The organism is Kordiimonas sp. SCSIO 12603 (genome assembly GCF_024398035.1).
Taxonomy (GTDB): Bacteria; Pseudomonadota; Alphaproteobacteria; order Sphingomonadales; family Kordiimonadaceae; genus Kordiimonas.
In genome coordinates this window covers 1,100,623-1,115,757 of record NZ_CP073748.1, presented here as the reverse complement: position 1 = coordinate 1,115,757, position 15,135 = coordinate 1,100,623, and the positions used below count along the sequence as shown (strand labels likewise).

The window sequence follows — 15,135 nt, the reverse complement described above, 5'->3', positions numbered from 1 at the left end:
AAGTTACTATCTACAGAGCTTGGTGTTTTATCTACGATTCAAGAGCTCCTCAACAGCTTCTCTGACCAATGCAAGAGACAATGGGAAAAAATCAAATAGTTCATAGAAAGAACTAAGGAAGGAATGAAGGACTTCTGGGAGATTATTTTCTATATCAGCTAATTCAATAACAGTTTCACCACGCCATTCATTTTGCTCTGCAATTCTATCCTCATAAATTGGCCGCGCAATATTAATTGAGCTTAACCTTCTTCCACGAAGACCTGTGAAACCAACAATAATTGCAATAGACCCTTCATAACCAATTGAACCAGCATATCTTGAGGCAAACAATAATCCTTCAGCAACAACCTTGATTGGCTTAACAATATCAATAATTGTTCCAACCTCAATATCACGAATGCTATCTTCATGATAACCGCGTTTCGTATAGAGAAGGTTGTTTGGCGAAACATTCCAATAGTCTTTATACGCGGGTTGATTAAACATCTCCAGTCGTTCATTTTGGCCCCCCCCAACCCATGCTTCGACATTACCATTAAACACTCTAGGAGCAGCTTGCCGATCAGTTTGTTTGAGAAATGGACTCCATCCGGATAGATTAACGCCACGTGCATGATCTAAATGACCGTTTAGCATGGGCAATGTAGCCACTGGTTCAGCGTCAAGTAATGAAAAAGCTAACTCATAGCTCCCCAATGGAAATTGGGCTACGTGCCCTGCGGGCAATTCATCTGTTAACTCTCGCCAACGATCATCTGATTGAAGACAGAAGTCTGATAGCTGCTGCATATGATCCGCATCGATATCTGGAGTAGCAACTGAACCTGCCATAATTGATCGAAAAGCATCAAGCAGATCGTCTCTACCTGCGCGAAGACATTGGTCGAAGATTGTTCGCCATTCGTCAGCTGTCCGAGGTGGCTCACTTAAGGGACCAGGTTTACGCATATAACAGGTGTGCTGCCTCAATTCTCCATCGTACGCGCGAATGGACATAACTGGAACAGGATGGGGTCCTGGTACAATTACTATTGGGTATTCAGTACCAGTATCAGGGTGTGCTGCCATATGAAGTTCACAGTGAAAAGTAGGAGAGATATATCTTCGAACAATGGCGTTGATGCCGTCTTGATCGATTACAGCCAAGTCGTTAGGACGCTCTTGAGGTAAAAGATTTTCTCTTATTTCCCTAAAACCAATCACTAAAAACCCACCTCCTTGATTGGCAAGAGCAATTATCGACTTTGCAATCTTGGCTTTATGTCTTCCATCGCCAAGATTCAACCAGTCTTTGTATTCAATATCTAACTTTTCCCGGGGATTAAGAATTAGCGCGAGTAATGTTTCAGTAATATCCATATAAACTCGTATAAATTGTTTTCAAATCCAGCAAGCACACATAAGATATTCATCTATGCTGCGTTTTTTTTTATATTCAAGACTAAATCTCGTAGACAAGCGATCAATAAGAGTAAACATGAATGGATAACTAGTACCTCACCCATTTACAAAGTCTGAATTGGTATCGCAGCCTTTCTTACATATAAAGAAGTACACACTAAATGAGCATGCTTCGGCAGTATGTCACCCTGTTTATGATTATGTAAAGCGACCAAGAATACTAGAAGCGGAGAACGCCGCTGATATTCTGATCGCTTATAAACCTATTTAGTGGTTAGCTAGGACGAGGATTGATACGTTTTCTTAAAATAATAGTCAGATAGTTCACCAATGCGATACGCCACTTTGCAATCGCCTTTTCATCACGAAATATGGCGTGCTGCATTGAACGACTAAAATACCTTTCATTTCTTCGAATATTCATCTGTAATGCTGTGATGCGTTCCTTATAAAAAGTGATCCCCGCTTGTTCGTTAATTGTTAAATTGATCATAAGTAATTCTCCTAAGTTTGATCGTTTTATACATATTTAATTTCATCTCTATTCTTATGGATTTTACATATGTCTTCTCCTTCGAAATTGTTTTCATATGTATTTATCAATTTAAGTAATTTGCCCCCCGAAATTCTGTTTCAACAGAGCAGCATCAATCATCGGCATAGTTATTTATGCAGCTAAGACTGGCAAAATTTCGAAATTGTCATTTTCAAAAAAAAAAAAGACCTCAGCTAGTGCTGAAGCCTCTCTTATTTTCCGAAAAACGCACACTGAATGTGCTTGTGGAAATAGATTGTATCTCAAGAAGTGTGACTATTACTCGGAATATCTATCGGGCTCATGTTCAAGAACCACCTACCAATCATTTTCGCCTAAGGGGCGATGTATTTGTTTATATCGTTAACTATTCGTTCCTGTTTCTTTTCAAGAACTAATCTGGCCATTCCCAAGCTGTTGATTTTTTTATTAACGGTATTTCTTTTCTGGAGATGCTTAAGCGATTTGATCGGGGGATTGCCTAGTTGTTCAAGATTTTTTTGATATTGAATAAGTTCCTGTTTGTTTATTCGCAATTCTTCACTGGTTATTTGATGCAATGACTGCAGTGCGTTTAACTTCACGGATGCTTTCATTTCAGATGAAACAGACCTTAGCTCCTGGCGCTGTGTTTTGAATGACTGAAACAATATATACAGCATTACAGATGAAATCAGTGGGTTGAAAATACCGCCGAAAAAGTCACCAAAAGACCCCCAATCTGAGGCGGATTTAGAAAGTAGACTGCCGTTTGATGTGAAGTAAAACCAAGTCGAATAGAAAACGAAAATTAGGATAGCGATGCTTAAAAGAACTTTAAGTACTGAATCGATAACTGTTTCAATATCGCCCCAAGAGTGTTTTTCATTCTGATCTGTTTTTGTGTCCATTTTTTCAATCCCCCAATATTAGTAATTTACGCGAGAAACAAAACTATTAGGTGATTTTGTCTATTGCAAAAAAAAAGCCCTAGCTGCTGAAGCCTTTCTTACATTTCGGAAAGCACACACTGAATGTGCGTGCCTGGGAGAGGGAGCTATGTATAGAATTAGATATTTGTGACCTTTCAATTATTCAATATCTACAATGTACTCAGACCTTACCCACCCTTGTCGTCCTTCTGGCGTTGCAACTTCCGTCCACATGTTTTGAGATTGGAGAACTCTTACAAAAGATCCGCGTGTTAACCTTCCCACCATATTGGATGATGTGTCCGGCTCAAACCTGATGTTGAGGATATCAGCATTAGTTCTTTTATACATTTTCTTGGCGATTTCAGCCCAAATACCTGATAAAACTATTCTGCGAAATTTTTTCTGACCTCTGGAAGCATCGGTACTAAGAACAGTAATCTTGAGCATTACATCTTTAAGGCCTTCTGGGTTTAATATCTTAGCCTCCATAGGGCGAGGGTCGGTACCGTAAATCCGAATGCTCCTTTCATACGTCACCTTGGTTGGGCTTTCATGCAGAGGGTAAGTTCGATCGCCTACACGTAGAGCAAGTTTTGATAAGTCGTTGGCGGATGCTTTTGGAGCAATAATTGTGTATTTAAATTCGTCCCCCCAATACAGTTGCATTGTAGAGGAATGTCTAGAACGAGGTATGACCTCCTCTTGACCCCTGAGATGAACAACATCATCGTCTGCCGTTCCAGGTTTCGTGTGAGATACCTGAAAGGCTGCTTCTAAAGAGGCAAGTTGTTGTTCGCTTATCTTGGCCTCTGTATCAGCCAGGATGTTAGCTGCTTCAGTTAAATCATTCGTGAGCCTGATTATTTCATTATTAAGCCACTTTTGTTCTTTAGCGGTAGCAACTCTGCTTTGATGTTGGGAAACCTCTTTGATTACTCCTAAAACTATTGCAGAGAGAATGCATACTAGGGATATCCAGCCTCGTTTAGTTATTCGCTGCACAAGGGGGGCGTCGCCCTTTAACCAAGTCTCGCCGCCAAATGCCGAGAGTGTTGCTCCTAAACCAAGAAGCGTAATGGCAATGTTTGTAAAAAGCAGTGGCATTTTTAGATCCTTAATTATCTCTGATCTAGTGATCCTTTTATTGAGCAGTTGTATTAATCGATTATTGTCGTCGTTCAGGTACTAGATGAATGTTCATTGAATTAAACATACTCACGCCCAATTTTCCCCATAAATTGCAAAATACATTTGTTGATACTAGTGGGCAATAAGTAATAAAAAAGACCCCAACTGATGAGCTGAAGCCTTCGTTACATTTCGGAAAGCGCACACTGAATGTGCGTGCCGGGGCAATTTATTTATGACGTGGTGATAGTGTAATATAGATTTACATCATCCGCAGTTTTTTTGGTGCCGCTTATCTGTCACGTTTTGTGTTGGGATGAAACACTTGCCAAGGCGCGATCTTTGAAACGTTTCTGGACTGACAGGATGAGCATCTATATTTAATCCCTTGAAGGGGATAATCGCCGCCCTTGAGCTTTGTTCAAGATGCGATCGATATTTGTTTTTGTTCCCCATATTCAGTGCATTCTCGATTTTGACAATAAACGAACACATGTTGATCTTGAGCGAGTGTTTTTTAATGCATTGCCGCCTGTGTCTGGTTCCGGAGAAATCGGAAACATACGCTCTCGCCATCCGCCATCGTGTGCCTCGATCAATCTATTCAAGTGCATCAGATAATTTCGGTAAGCTTCAGCAACTTCGACTGTCAGTTCCGGATTGCTCATTTGCTTGAATACTTCATCGCGGGTTATTTGAAGTGTGCGGCTTTTTTCTTCAACGCTTGAAATCTCTTCATCATGCATCATCAGTAGTCTGATCAAATGCTGATAGGCCGATATGCAGCCATCAGCGGCACGCATAACTTCCTTGTTCACATGATCATTACAGTTCAACTCGATCACAGGCAGAAGGGTTGCAAGCAGTCGCCGTGCCAGTTTGCCTGGATCATTCAAGCCGGTGTCATGTTTATTCGGTTGGGGCATGTATATAGTATAGCATGAGAACAAAAAGGGAGCAGATTGTAAATGTGGGAAAAATACTACCTCCGCTAATGTTGTGCTCTTACAATTCCGGAGGGTGGTGCACATATATTGGATATAACAGGAAGCTGTTATAGATAATCTATCTTACCGAAGCAGAAGCCAGCTGAGGACACAAGATAACTAAAGTTGTTCAAAAGGTATCTTGGCGCGGTTATAGGATACAGTGGAAACGAGTATTGGCTTGCTCATATTTCGGAGATATGCAGGAATGCATAAGCTGAAATCATTTCCATATGATCAGTATTTTTTCGGGTATCTCCGAAGGAGTACAGATCATGTCACTGGAGTTAGTGATTGAGCTATCCAGTTTGATGTTAGCCTGGTTGGCTTACAAGGAAGTAAAAAACCGAGACTAGCATTTTACCTAGCAACGTAAGAGCAAGAGGTTCTACCTCTTGCTTTTTTGACCACTTTACAAGAGAATCAAACTTCAAACTTCAAACTTCAAACTTAACTTCGACACAACTATTCCTGCTTTGGGATTTCCACCACATGATTAACTTGATTCATTACGAGTAAATGAACTGCTGCCTGCCATAGTAAACGGCAACATTGATCTTGCCCCGCTAAGCTGTAATGGCCACCTTTAACAATGATGTAGCTAATCAATTCCTTATCGCCCGATTGTTTTTCTTCGGTTCGTAAGCGTTCAAGGATCAAATCCATGAAGCTCGGCACTTTGTCGAAAGTTACTTCTATCATTGATAAGAGCTCAGGCAACGGTATGAGCTTCTCTCCATCAAGCAAGTAATTCCTATCAAGTGTTCGGACTTTAGTACCGTCCGGCTTAGTTATAATTCTATCCGGAACTAGAGTCATAACTTGTTGACCTGATATTATAGTAATCACGATAACGATTGAGCGGACGGCTAGTTAAATCGCGCCATCTTGGATAAGTAGCAAGCCCCTCATGATCATATTGCTGGCCAATTAAACGCATTGCTTCAATCAACACTTCTTTGCTTACCATTTCATGTTTTGAGCAAAAATTATCAAATTCATCTTTGAATGTTTTAGGTAACGCAGAGAAATTGATAGCTGTTTTCACTGAGTGGCGGTGTTTTGTATATTCAGCATGATTTTGATCAATGACCTCATACATACTCAAGTTCTCTCCCTGAGTATTGCAAGGCAAGACTTGTTCTAACGTTAATTGACCATCTTCGCTCCAATTTAAATCTAGAGTTATTCGCATATAACGGTCCTTTTTTTCACGTATATCTCCTTTTTGGAGACATACATGAATATCACACATTGAAACAAGCAGGTTTTTGAAATTTTTTATAAAAAGGAAAAATCAAATGTAGATTAGTTTGTATGCCTAAGCATTCCCATGTTCGTGATGCCGTAGCTTTAATGCTTTTGGCTGAACGTAAACGCAGAAGAATTACCCAAAAAGAGTTAGCCAACAGACTTGGTTGGGATGCTAATAGTTTGTGGAAGCTTGAACGCTTTGAAAGAGGGGTTCAGGTAACGGAGTTATATGAATTTGCTATTGCGCTTGGTATCGAACCATCAAAACTATTTGCAGATGCCGTAGCAACTATTGAAGCAGAGATTTCCAAAAACAAATAGAGTCATAATCAAGCAACTCATTACATGACCTCGGAATACCCTACAACTTACATGGACTAGAAGCCTCTTTTTTTTAAAGGTACAATTTGACGACCCAGGACTTTTGCAACTAAATCAGTCTCAAGAATTCTCATCAGTCGCTCTCTAGAAAAAGTCCCATTATACAGAGTAATAGGTTTAGTGAAAATCTATTGCAAAACTTCTAAAGCGTTGTTGTTCTATCAGGTAGAGACGTTTGTTATCCCATTAACTAACACAAAGTTACACCAACACATATGCTGAAAAATTACAGCTAGAGACACTCTCAAGTCGACAACTACCAATCCTAGTTGAAGTTGCCATAAATATTGGTTTCATGTTCCAATTCTAACAATTTTCGCCATATTGCCAGTTCGCGGTACATCAATTGCCCATGGATAAGCTGGGTCTTCATCCCGCTCATATTGATAGACATAAAGTGCCGGACTATTTCTTCTGTCATAAGTGCGCCCAAGATTAAAAACTACGCTGTTTTGAGCAGCAATAGTGAGGTGTATTTTTTTTGTACTGCCCAATGTCCGGATAAGCTTCACAAACTGCTCAGCCCACCTACCTTGCTGTTTCTTATCCCAGTGATTATTTGGCTGGTAATCTCCTGTATCCATATGAACAATCGGAAGGCCTGGAAATACATCGGCAAGAACCTGAAGATCACAACGGTGAGATATAGACAGCGCTAATATTACTTCATCAGCAAACTTTGCTTCAGCCAATCCGATAATTTCCGCTTCTGTGACTTCACTTTGTGTAGGTTTGATGTGTTTCCATTTTCCATTGAAACGGTCCCAGTCCATCACCTCCACGTCATTATCATCGTCAATCAAATAACCAGTCAGAAAGGTAAATGGCACCGATGCAAGCCCGCCGTAAATCACCGTGACATCGTTTTTGTCTACGGCCTTAACTCGACCGTCAATATCCCGCCGGATATGAAGTACTTCTTCCAAAGACTTTCCTGGATCATTTACTCTGCTATTCCCTGAAACATAAGGTGTCTGATCTATGGATATCTCTTCTCGCCGTCCAAGAAATTCAGGTGGCACAGCATCACAAACGGCTTTGTTCACCGCGAAAGTCAAACCACGGTGCTCAACCACAACAACCCTCTGCCGCAGAGTTGCCTCTTGCACTCTCTTTAAATGCCTTGGATGAACAATAATCAATCCATAACCAAAAGAAATCAGTCCCAAAAACAACAAAACATATTGGACACCAACCGGCCACGATTGACGGTCTGCGATACTAAAACTACTCCCAAACGGACCATAAGAAAGTTCAAAGTCGAAAAACAATCCCAATGATAACGCAGAACTTATCAAAAACATGCCAACATAAACATATAGAGCTGCTGGTGAGAGCCTCAGCATCTTAGTCTTAAAGTAATCAATGACTGCTAGTGCTACCTCTTTCATAATCACCCCCTACGATACCACTATGCAAAACCGCTCAGATTGCCCGATACAATTTCCGCGCATATCAACGACATAAGCCTGTACCCAATGGATCCCCTCATAAGCCGCATGCTCCCATAGGGAAATACCGGTATCATCATTAAAATCGCCACGCAGTTGTTTCTCCCGAGCTGCAACTTTGCCAGTGTTTGTCACCCGCCAATGAATTACACTTCCTCTGGGAAAAGTTGAACCATCCGGTCGCATCGAACGCCCTATTGCCCTGAAACAAATATGCTTTCCAATACCAACTGCACCGCCATTTTCAATTTGCCGAAGCAATTGACCGCGTTTTTCTGCGTGTATACTTGCCGTCACCTGAACAAAACAACTGGGTATCATAGGCCATTTGGGTTGCTTCTCATATGAGGTTCCTAGAGACAGCGATGTAAGAAATGCTTTCCCACCTGCAATAATGCGCTCAACTAGATCCTTGTCGGTTGCAAGGCCCTGTTGCTGAGCAAAATTGCTCCCCTCATATAAAGCAGACCCACTTGCACTGGATCGTTCGCCAAACATCGTTTTCATCAATTCTCTATGACGGTTGGGACTTGCACCGGCCATTTCATCAAGGTTAGCTTTCAGAACTTTCAAATCTTCAAGGAAGATTTCCTGATTTGAGGGTAAAGCATCAGAAGTCGTCCTCGCCCCAGGCCAACGGTCAGTGAATACGTCGCGTTCGTAACTCGGGTTAAGAACTGCTCCTAAGTCTTGTGACATAAGCCTAATCAGATGGGAAGTCATGTGCGTTAGTACAGAATAGAGACTTTGATCACCTCCCTCTAAATAATCAGCAGCCAATTTGGATAGTAAGATCGAGGGTATTTTCTCGTCGTCGCCTTTTCGACGGCTATCCTGCATATCGCGCCAACGTTTGATTAACTGAAGAGCCACAAGCTTCGGAGGCTTTTCTTCTAGTTGTTTTTGGTCAGGAACTGGGTCAACACTAGCCTTAGCAACTAACCGCCGGCTCTCAAGAAGTTGAGAAGGCAATACCTGTTCGTCAAACCATAAAGCGAATCCTTCTGGAGCGGCCTCCACATGGTTAGCTCGGTTAGGATGGCAATCAAAAATTTGGCTGGGACGAGATGGCAAGCCTTTGCTCAACAAGACAGCAGGTGTCACATCTAAGTGCATATCACTATATTGCACCTGAACACATCGTCGTTTCTTTTCTACCTTGCCTTTATAACGCCCTCTATCCAGACTTCGACAAACGCTATCTAGTACCACGTCCGGATCATTGTCCGTATCAATATTCATCTCTAGAATGAGATCAATATCAAATTCATCCTTCTCATCAGAGTTAGAGACGGCTGTTTGAATTCTAAAAGATCCTTGCGGATAAATATGGGGGGAAAACCTGGCAACTTCGCTTTCCTTCTCATTCAAGTGATCTGCTATAGCTTTATAACGATCTTTAGCCAGATCATATTTGGTTGCGCTTAACTGGATCTTGTCAGCTATTTCGTAAAGAACAGCGTCAAGTGCTTCTTGATCAAAATTCAACAATACAGTTTCCAAATTTAGCTTCCTAAATGGTCCTAATTTTCATATAGAAACTTAAGTATGTTATAAGTTGTAAAAATACTACCCATTTATCAAATTTAGAGAAATACTATTGAAACAAACCAAACTGTTTGATCAGTTCTACAACCAGCATGTCAAACTCGATCGGAAACGAACAATAAGATTGAAACAACACATTACTTCCGTGGAGTCTTTTCTAAAAAAAACAAAATGGTCGCACCGTATTGTCTCTATTCAGATGCAAGGGTCCTGGAGACATGGAACAATGATACAGCCTCTTCCCAAGAAGGAGTATGATGCCGATATGCTCGTTCTCCTCCAGCCAAACTCTCGATGGAAAGCTTCAGACTATCTCGATCAGATATACAGTGCTTTCAAAAAAAGTCCTACTTATTCAAGCAAGGTTTCGCGTAAGACGCGATGCGTTACCCTTGATTATGCGGGAGATTTTCATCTTGATGTAGTCCCCTGTATTATCAGGCAAGAATCCGAGTTGATATTTTTCAGAAAAGAAACTTACTTCGTTTGTAATCGTAATTTAGGCAGATATGAGCGTACCGACGGTGATGGATTTGCAATGTGGCTTGAAAAGAAAAAAGCTGTTGTTCCAGGCGCCAACCTGAGAAAAGTCATACAACTTCTTAAATACATGCGAGACCATAAGCAGACTTTCGCAGTAAAATCTATATTGATGACCACTCTTATCGGTAACTGTATTCGAAACAATGAACGAGAGAGGGACTTTACCGATATTCCTACTAGCCTTCAAACTATTCTCACAAGAGTGGACAATTATCTTTCCCATAACGAAACTACCCCTCTTATCAAAAATCCGGCTTACGAAAAGGAGAACTTCAACAGGAACTGGGAAGAAGTAAACTACCAAAACTTTAAGCGGCAGATTCGATCTCTTAAATTAAGAGTTGATGACGCGATTAGTGAGCCTGGGCGCAATTCAAGTCTTCAAAAATGGCAAGCACTTTTCGGCCAAAACTTTGGATCAAAATGACTTGAGTTTTTCGTTCACATACATTTTTCCACCAAAATGATGTGGTTTTAGGGCTTCCTCGCACCATGCCATAGTAAATGCGAAATTTATCACATCAAATTAATGATAGAGCCTATCTGGACTGGAACTCGTTTATGACTGTATTTAATTCAGATCCTTTTACTAACATGCTTGTACATGGCGCATTTGAAGTCATTGACGCTGGTCCAACCCAGCAATCTGTGCAGGATCTAAAATTAAAAAGAGATTCAGACCATAAATTGTTGATGACTACAAAATCTGAAGGACATGCCGCCTCCTTTAAGAATAAATATCCTGTTGGCACCTTAAGAGAGCTTACAGAATCCGTTCAGCTTAGACATATCAATGGCTTTGAAATTATCCTAAATGCGGTCAACCCATATTCTAGGACTTCAACAGATCGTGGCGGAAAAGAATGGCTTACTGTAAAATCTACTGTTCAGTCTGTAAGCGCTATACTGAAAGAAGATGTAACGGGCACATATACCGTCGATTGGTTGGAGAACGTCCATGATAATGTATTCATGTGGCCTGATCCAGTAGAGAAACAAACTGCCAGTAAGCATGTTGACGCCATTGGAGATGGTGAGAAAAAGATCGAGATTTCCAATCAAGTTAGATCTGTATCTGGCGGACGGTCTGCTGTTTTTGTTCAATTAGGTAAAATTGAGTTTTACCTAGTATGGATTGAGTCAGAAAAGCAAAAGGTCCAACCTGGATATATATTGTACCTTTCCGATGTAACCGGCCGAGAACGAAAGAAGATCAGAAACTGTTTATCGTTTGCACTTGGTCGTCCACTTCTTTCAACCGGGTTTAGTATTTTTGATAGTGATTGGCAGTTGGTTTCTTTTGAATCTATCAGTCCGTACACATTGAATGATCAGGCATTTCGTATGACTACATTGCCGACAACTTTCCTGGATGAGACTACTGAAAATGTAATCGATCGAAATAGACTAACTTCCCTTGTAGCGGCGCTTTATGAACACTATGAAAAGTATGATTTTGAACATCTAATATGGCAATATTGGCATGCAGTTTGTGCGCCAGCTCATATAGCGCCTGTGCATTTTGGAGGCTGTATTGAAGCATTACTGACAGCATATGCGAAAATACCTGATAGTATGGTTAATCATACCCTACTAACAAAAGAAAGCTGGCGTCCAATTTCTCAAAGAATGGTCAATGTTTTAGACGAGTTTGAAATACCAGCCGACGTAAGAGAAATTTTACATAACAAAATCACTAGTGGACTTAATCAATCACCTACAAGCAAAGTGAATGAAAAAGTCTTTACACTATTAGGTCTTAATATGTCTCAAGCTGAAAAAAAAGTTTGGAAACAAAGAAACAAAGCCGCTCACGGCACAGCACCAGACTATTCTGATACCGTAAAAATAATTAGAGATATTAAAGTCCTCAAAGTTCTATTTCATCGAATTATTTTACGCCTGATTGGGGTGGAGTTTTATATTGATTATTGCGCTATCGGTCACCCAAGAAAGAATATACAAGAACCATCTGGAACTGAAATCAAATAGTCCATTATTCTTAAGGTCATCAGTACCCCCTCCGCTGGGTTTGATAATAGGACAAAATGACTCACTAAAGATAACCAACCTTATTGTTTGCTGGTTTATAGAGAAAACCACCATGTTTAATCACTGAACACATGAGCCCGTCAGTTGGCATTAAAGAGGTATGTATCCGGTCACCGAACACATTTCCGCAACTCCAAGAACACCTATTGCCACTAGCAGAAGGTGTTATTCCTCTCATCCCATGTCAGCGTTTATGGCAAAGAATTGATGTTCTGAATAAGTAAGTGTTTTGGTTCCATCAAAAAAGCAGAGTGAGAGAAGCCTGGATATCGAACATTCGTGAATAGTTGCGGTTATAGATGAAAACAGATGGTGGTGGGGCTCATCTCAAACAAGTTAGAGTGTGTTTTAGGAATATTATTACCAGTTCAATTACACGCGAAAGGCCACTTATACAACAGTAAGGGAAATTACTATTAATTTTAATTTATAGAGGTATAAAGCATCAATAAATTGTAAAAAATGAGATAACAGATGCTAACCTTTCATTTATTAGAGCGAGGGACTAGCCCGCCTGACAGAGCACATGGTCAAGTATATCTACAAATAGATAATTGGAATGACTATTCATTTGAGACCTTCTTTTATGTTTACCTCTTTGACCTAAGAGGTACCAGGCACGACCTTGGCGGTGTCAAAATAGCTTTTAAAGGGCAAACAGCAAATATTACGACAAGCTCTGTATTGGAAACAACATTCTCTTCTCTGGGGGAAGGTTATTTTTCACTAGGGCAAGGCACCTCCTACTACAAAGCACTATCACAAGTACCGGATGCGGTAAAAAATTATTATCTAGACGCCTTACAAGATCTTGTAAAAAAGCCAACTCTTATGGAGAAGATACGAGAGGAAAGGGTCTTCGGCACTTCACTACTCAGAAGCTATACTATTTCAGAAATTAAAGGGAAATTTCATCGTGTTCTAAATGGCGAAGCCGAATTAACAAATTATACCTTTAGGTATTATCATTCAGAGGAAGACTTATTTGGCAAAATGGACGTAAGCTTCAAAGTTGAAGTCGATGCTAAGCCTAACACCAATATACATGCGCTTATAGGCAGAAATGGTGTAGGTAAAACCACTCTATTAAATGGTATCATCAACACTATTTGCCGCCCTCAAGAAAGTAAGGGAATCCTGATAGATGAAGCAAACTTAGTTGAACAGCCTATCGGTTCAGATTACTTTAGCAATCTAGTCTCTGTCTCTTTTAGCGCATTTGACCCATTTTCTCCTCCATCAGAACAGCCAGACCCTGCAAAAGGTACATGTTATTTTTATATAGGCCTCAAAGATCCACAAAGTTCAGATAGTCATCGCGGGATTCAAGATTTGCTTGACGATTGTGTCACTGCATTATTGACATGCTTTCAAGACGAAATGAAAACGAAGAGGTGGCTCACCGCTATTGAAGGTCTATGTTCAGATCAAAACTTCTCTTCTATGAACCTTGATTTCTTACGCGACCAATTTCAACAGACTATGCAGGAAGTGAGAGAGAATACAGGGCCCCGCTATGACGAAATATTTAGAGAAAAAGTTATCCCTACACTTAGACGTATGAGCTCTGGGCATGCAATTGTGTTGTTAACAATAACACGCCTAGTAGCTACTGTAACTGAAAAGACTTTAGTACTATTAGATGAACCCGAAAGTCATTTGCATGCTCCCTTACTATCGGCATTTATAAGAGTTCTATCGGATTTACTTTTACAGCAAAATGGCGTTGCTATTATTGCAACACATTCCCCCGTAGTGCTTCAAGAAGTACCTAGAAAATGTGTTTGGAAAATTTATAGATATGGCAAAGAGATTTCATTTGATCGCCCAGCGATAGAAACATTTGGTGAAAATGTTGGAATTTTAACACGTGAAGTTTTTAAGTTAGAAATCGAAAAGTCTGGTTTTCATGCTCTCTTACAAAAAGAAGTTGATCAAAATCATTCATACAATGCCATCCTTGAAAAATTTGATAATCAGCTTGGCTTAGAAGGGAGATCAATTCTTCAAGCTATGATTGTAAATAAAAAAAATCCATTCTGAGGCTGATAATGTTTAAATTACCAATACCAAACATTCTTTATTCAGAAGTTTTAGATGCTTGCATCGCAGGAATTACAGGCAACCCGATATTGAAGGGCAAGTTGACTAGCGATAAAAATGATCTTCTGAATAAAGCTATCGACTATGATACGTTTACACCTTTAGCTCAGTTACATCGAATTCATCCTGTAACTGCATCCAATACCAAAATTACAACTAATCTTACCAAGGAAGACCTAAAAAAACTCTACACCCAGTATTTCACACCAGCTGATAAACCAGCAGGTGTAGTTTACGATCGACTAAGAATGATATGTAAAGATGAATGTCCATTTTGCGCCGGAATAGGTACCCCTGAAAATCTTGACCACTTTTTAGCCAAGTCGAAATTTCCCCAATTTTCAGTATTTCCCAATAATTTAGTCCCTTCATGTCGCGACTGTAACATGGGTGAAAAAGGACAAACCCACCCATCTAACCCCAATGAACAATATCTTCATCCATTTTTGGATGATGACATTTTCTATAATGAACAATGGGTCTTTGCCACCTATCATCCACCATACCAAGCTTCTGCTGCCATAGAATTTTTTACCAATCCACCACTCAAATGGCAGAACTTTCAAAGAGCTAGAGCCTGTAAGCATTTTATCGATTTTAATATTAAGGCTCGATATGCAAAGCTAGCCGCAAATGAGCTGGTTAGCACTCTAGACCAAATGAGAAAATTATTGAAGTTAGGCTTCAGCGCTAAAGTTGTTACAGAAACCATTTGTGAACCCATCTACAACCACTCTAAGGGTCCCAATCATTGGCGAACAGTGATGTACATGGCTCTCGAAGACCACCTAATTGTCAATGGGTCGTTAGATTAGCATTATAAAATGTAGCTCACT

At 40.2% G+C, this 15,135-nt stretch carries 14 protein-coding genes; 5 read left to right on the top strand and 9 right to left on the bottom strand.

The features are described 5' to 3' along the window. Nucleotides 1-27: 27 nt before the first annotated feature. The 7 genes from KFE96_RS04975 to KFE96_RS04945 all read right to left on the bottom strand — a co-directional run bounded on the left by KFE96_RS04975 (nucleotide 28) and on the right by KFE96_RS04945 (nucleotide 6,162). On the bottom strand, nucleotides 28-1,362 hold the full coding sequence (locus KFE96_RS04975) for a helix-turn-helix domain-containing protein (RefSeq protein WP_255834890.1): 1,335 nt from the start codon (nucleotides 1,360-1,362) through the stop codon (nucleotides 28-30). A gap of 316 nt (nucleotides 1,363-1,678) precedes the next feature. Then, nucleotides 1,679-1,897 carry a hypothetical protein gene (locus tag KFE96_RS04970; RefSeq protein WP_255834889.1) on the bottom strand — a complete coding sequence of 73 codons (219 nt, stop codon included), beginning with the start codon at nucleotides 1,895-1,897 and terminating at the stop codon, nucleotides 1,679-1,681. A gap of 377 nt (nucleotides 1,898-2,274) precedes the next feature. Further along, on the bottom strand, nucleotides 2,275-2,829 hold the full coding sequence (locus KFE96_RS04965; RefSeq protein WP_255834888.1) for a hypothetical protein: 555 nt from the start codon (nucleotides 2,827-2,829) through the stop codon (nucleotides 2,275-2,277). Nucleotides 2,830-3,009: 180 nt separating this feature from the next. Further along, nucleotides 3,010-3,957 carry an SH3 domain-containing protein gene (locus KFE96_RS04960; RefSeq protein ID WP_255834887.1) on the bottom strand — a complete coding sequence of 316 codons (948 nt, stop codon included), beginning with the start codon at nucleotides 3,955-3,957 and terminating at the stop codon, nucleotides 3,010-3,012. A 482-nt stretch (nucleotides 3,958-4,439) separates the two neighbouring features. Continuing rightward, nucleotides 4,440-4,877: a hypothetical protein gene (locus KFE96_RS04955; RefSeq protein ID WP_255834886.1), complete on the bottom strand. Its 438-nt coding sequence runs from the start codon at nucleotides 4,875-4,877 to the stop codon at nucleotides 4,440-4,442. Between the two features lie 555 nt (nucleotides 4,878-5,432). Continuing rightward, the gene (locus tag KFE96_RS04950; protein ID WP_255834884.1) at nucleotides 5,433-5,786 is read right to left on the bottom strand and encodes a hypothetical protein; all 354 of its coding nucleotides are present in this window, start codon (nucleotides 5,784-5,786) and stop codon (nucleotides 5,433-5,435) included. Continuing rightward, nucleotides 5,767-6,162 carry a hypothetical protein gene (locus tag KFE96_RS04945; RefSeq protein ID WP_255834883.1) on the bottom strand — a complete coding sequence of 132 codons (396 nt, stop codon included), beginning with the start codon at nucleotides 6,160-6,162 and terminating at the stop codon, nucleotides 5,767-5,769. Before KFE96_RS04945 ends, KFE96_RS04950 begins: the two co-directional genes overlap by 20 nt. Before the next feature lie 122 nt (nucleotides 6,163-6,284). Between KFE96_RS04945 and KFE96_RS04940 the strand changes: the two genes are divergently transcribed. After that, nucleotides 6,285-6,542 carry a helix-turn-helix domain-containing protein gene (locus KFE96_RS04940; protein ID WP_255834882.1) on the top strand — a complete coding sequence of 86 codons (258 nt, stop codon included), beginning with the start codon at nucleotides 6,285-6,287 and terminating at the stop codon, nucleotides 6,540-6,542. A 353-nt stretch (nucleotides 6,543-6,895) separates the two neighbouring features. Here the strand turns inward: KFE96_RS04940 and KFE96_RS04935 are convergent, their stop codons facing one another. After that, on the bottom strand, nucleotides 6,896-7,993 hold the full coding sequence (locus KFE96_RS04935) for an SAVED domain-containing protein (protein WP_255834881.1): 1,098 nt from the start codon (nucleotides 7,991-7,993) through the stop codon (nucleotides 6,896-6,898). Nucleotides 7,994-8,002: 9 nt separating this feature from the next. Next, a complete protein-coding gene (locus KFE96_RS04930) occupies nucleotides 8,003-9,556 on the bottom strand; it encodes a nucleotidyltransferase (RefSeq protein WP_255834880.1) in 1,554 nt (517 codons plus the stop codon). Between the two features lie 97 nt (nucleotides 9,557-9,653). On the opposite strand from KFE96_RS04930, the gene KFE96_RS04925 reads away from it, so the two are divergent. The 4 genes from KFE96_RS04925 to KFE96_RS04910 all read left to right on the top strand — a co-directional run bounded on the left by KFE96_RS04925 (nucleotide 9,654) and on the right by KFE96_RS04910 (nucleotide 15,114). Then, nucleotides 9,654-10,571 (top strand): cyclic GMP-AMP synthase DncV-like nucleotidyltransferase, encoded by a 918-nt coding sequence (locus KFE96_RS04925; protein WP_255834879.1) that lies wholly within the window; start codon nucleotides 9,654-9,656, stop codon nucleotides 10,569-10,571. A 134-nt stretch (nucleotides 10,572-10,705) separates the two neighbouring features. Next, nucleotides 10,706-12,136, top strand: a complete 1,431-nt coding sequence (locus KFE96_RS04920; RefSeq protein WP_255834878.1) for a hypothetical protein — start codon at nucleotides 10,706-10,708, stop codon at nucleotides 12,134-12,136. Between the two features lie 534 nt (nucleotides 12,137-12,670). Continuing rightward, nucleotides 12,671-14,239, top strand: coding sequence for an AAA family ATPase (locus KFE96_RS04915; RefSeq protein ID WP_255834877.1), 1,569 nt, complete (start codon nucleotides 12,671-12,673; stop codon nucleotides 14,237-14,239). 8 nt (nucleotides 14,240-14,247) lie between these two features. Beyond that, nucleotides 14,248-15,114 (top strand): HNH endonuclease, encoded by an 867-nt coding sequence (locus KFE96_RS04910; RefSeq protein WP_255834876.1) that lies wholly within the window; start codon nucleotides 14,248-14,250, stop codon nucleotides 15,112-15,114. Nucleotides 15,115-15,135 lie beyond the last annotated feature (21 nt).

What these genes read in the sequence shown, in the direction of transcription:
- KFE96_RS04975 (WP_255834890.1), bottom strand. Translation starts at nt 1,362, where the DNA reads ATGGATATTACTGAAACATTACTCGCGCTAATTCTTAATCCCCGGGAA.
- KFE96_RS04970 (WP_255834889.1), bottom strand. Translation starts at nt 1,897, where the DNA reads ATGATCAATTTAACAATTAACGAACAAGCGGGGATCACTTTTTATAAG.
- KFE96_RS04965 (WP_255834888.1), bottom strand. Translation starts at nt 2,829, where the DNA reads ATGGACACAAAAACAGATCAGAATGAAAAACACTCTTGGGGCGATATT.
- KFE96_RS04960 (WP_255834887.1), bottom strand. Translation starts at nt 3,957, where the DNA reads ATGCCACTGCTTTTTACAAACATTGCCATTACGCTTCTTGGTTTAGGA.
- KFE96_RS04950 (WP_255834884.1), bottom strand. Translation starts at nt 5,786, where the DNA reads ATGACTCTAGTTCCGGATAGAATTATAACTAAGCCGGACGGTACTAAA.
- KFE96_RS04945 (WP_255834883.1), bottom strand. Translation starts at nt 6,162, where the DNA reads ATGCGAATAACTCTAGATTTAAATTGGAGCGAAGATGGTCAATTAACG.
- KFE96_RS04940 (WP_255834882.1), top strand. Translation starts at nt 6,285, where the DNA reads ATGCCTAAGCATTCCCATGTTCGTGATGCCGTAGCTTTAATGCTTTTG.
- KFE96_RS04935 (WP_255834881.1), bottom strand. Translation starts at nt 7,993, where the DNA reads ATGAAAGAGGTAGCACTAGCAGTCATTGATTACTTTAAGACTAAGATG.
- KFE96_RS04920 (WP_255834878.1), top strand. Translation starts at nt 10,706, where the DNA reads ATGACTGTATTTAATTCAGATCCTTTTACTAACATGCTTGTACATGGC.
- KFE96_RS04915 (WP_255834877.1), top strand. Translation starts at nt 12,671, where the DNA reads ATGCTAACCTTTCATTTATTAGAGCGAGGGACTAGCCCGCCTGACAGA.
- KFE96_RS04910 (WP_255834876.1), top strand. Translation starts at nt 14,248, where the DNA reads ATGTTTAAATTACCAATACCAAACATTCTTTATTCAGAAGTTTTAGAT.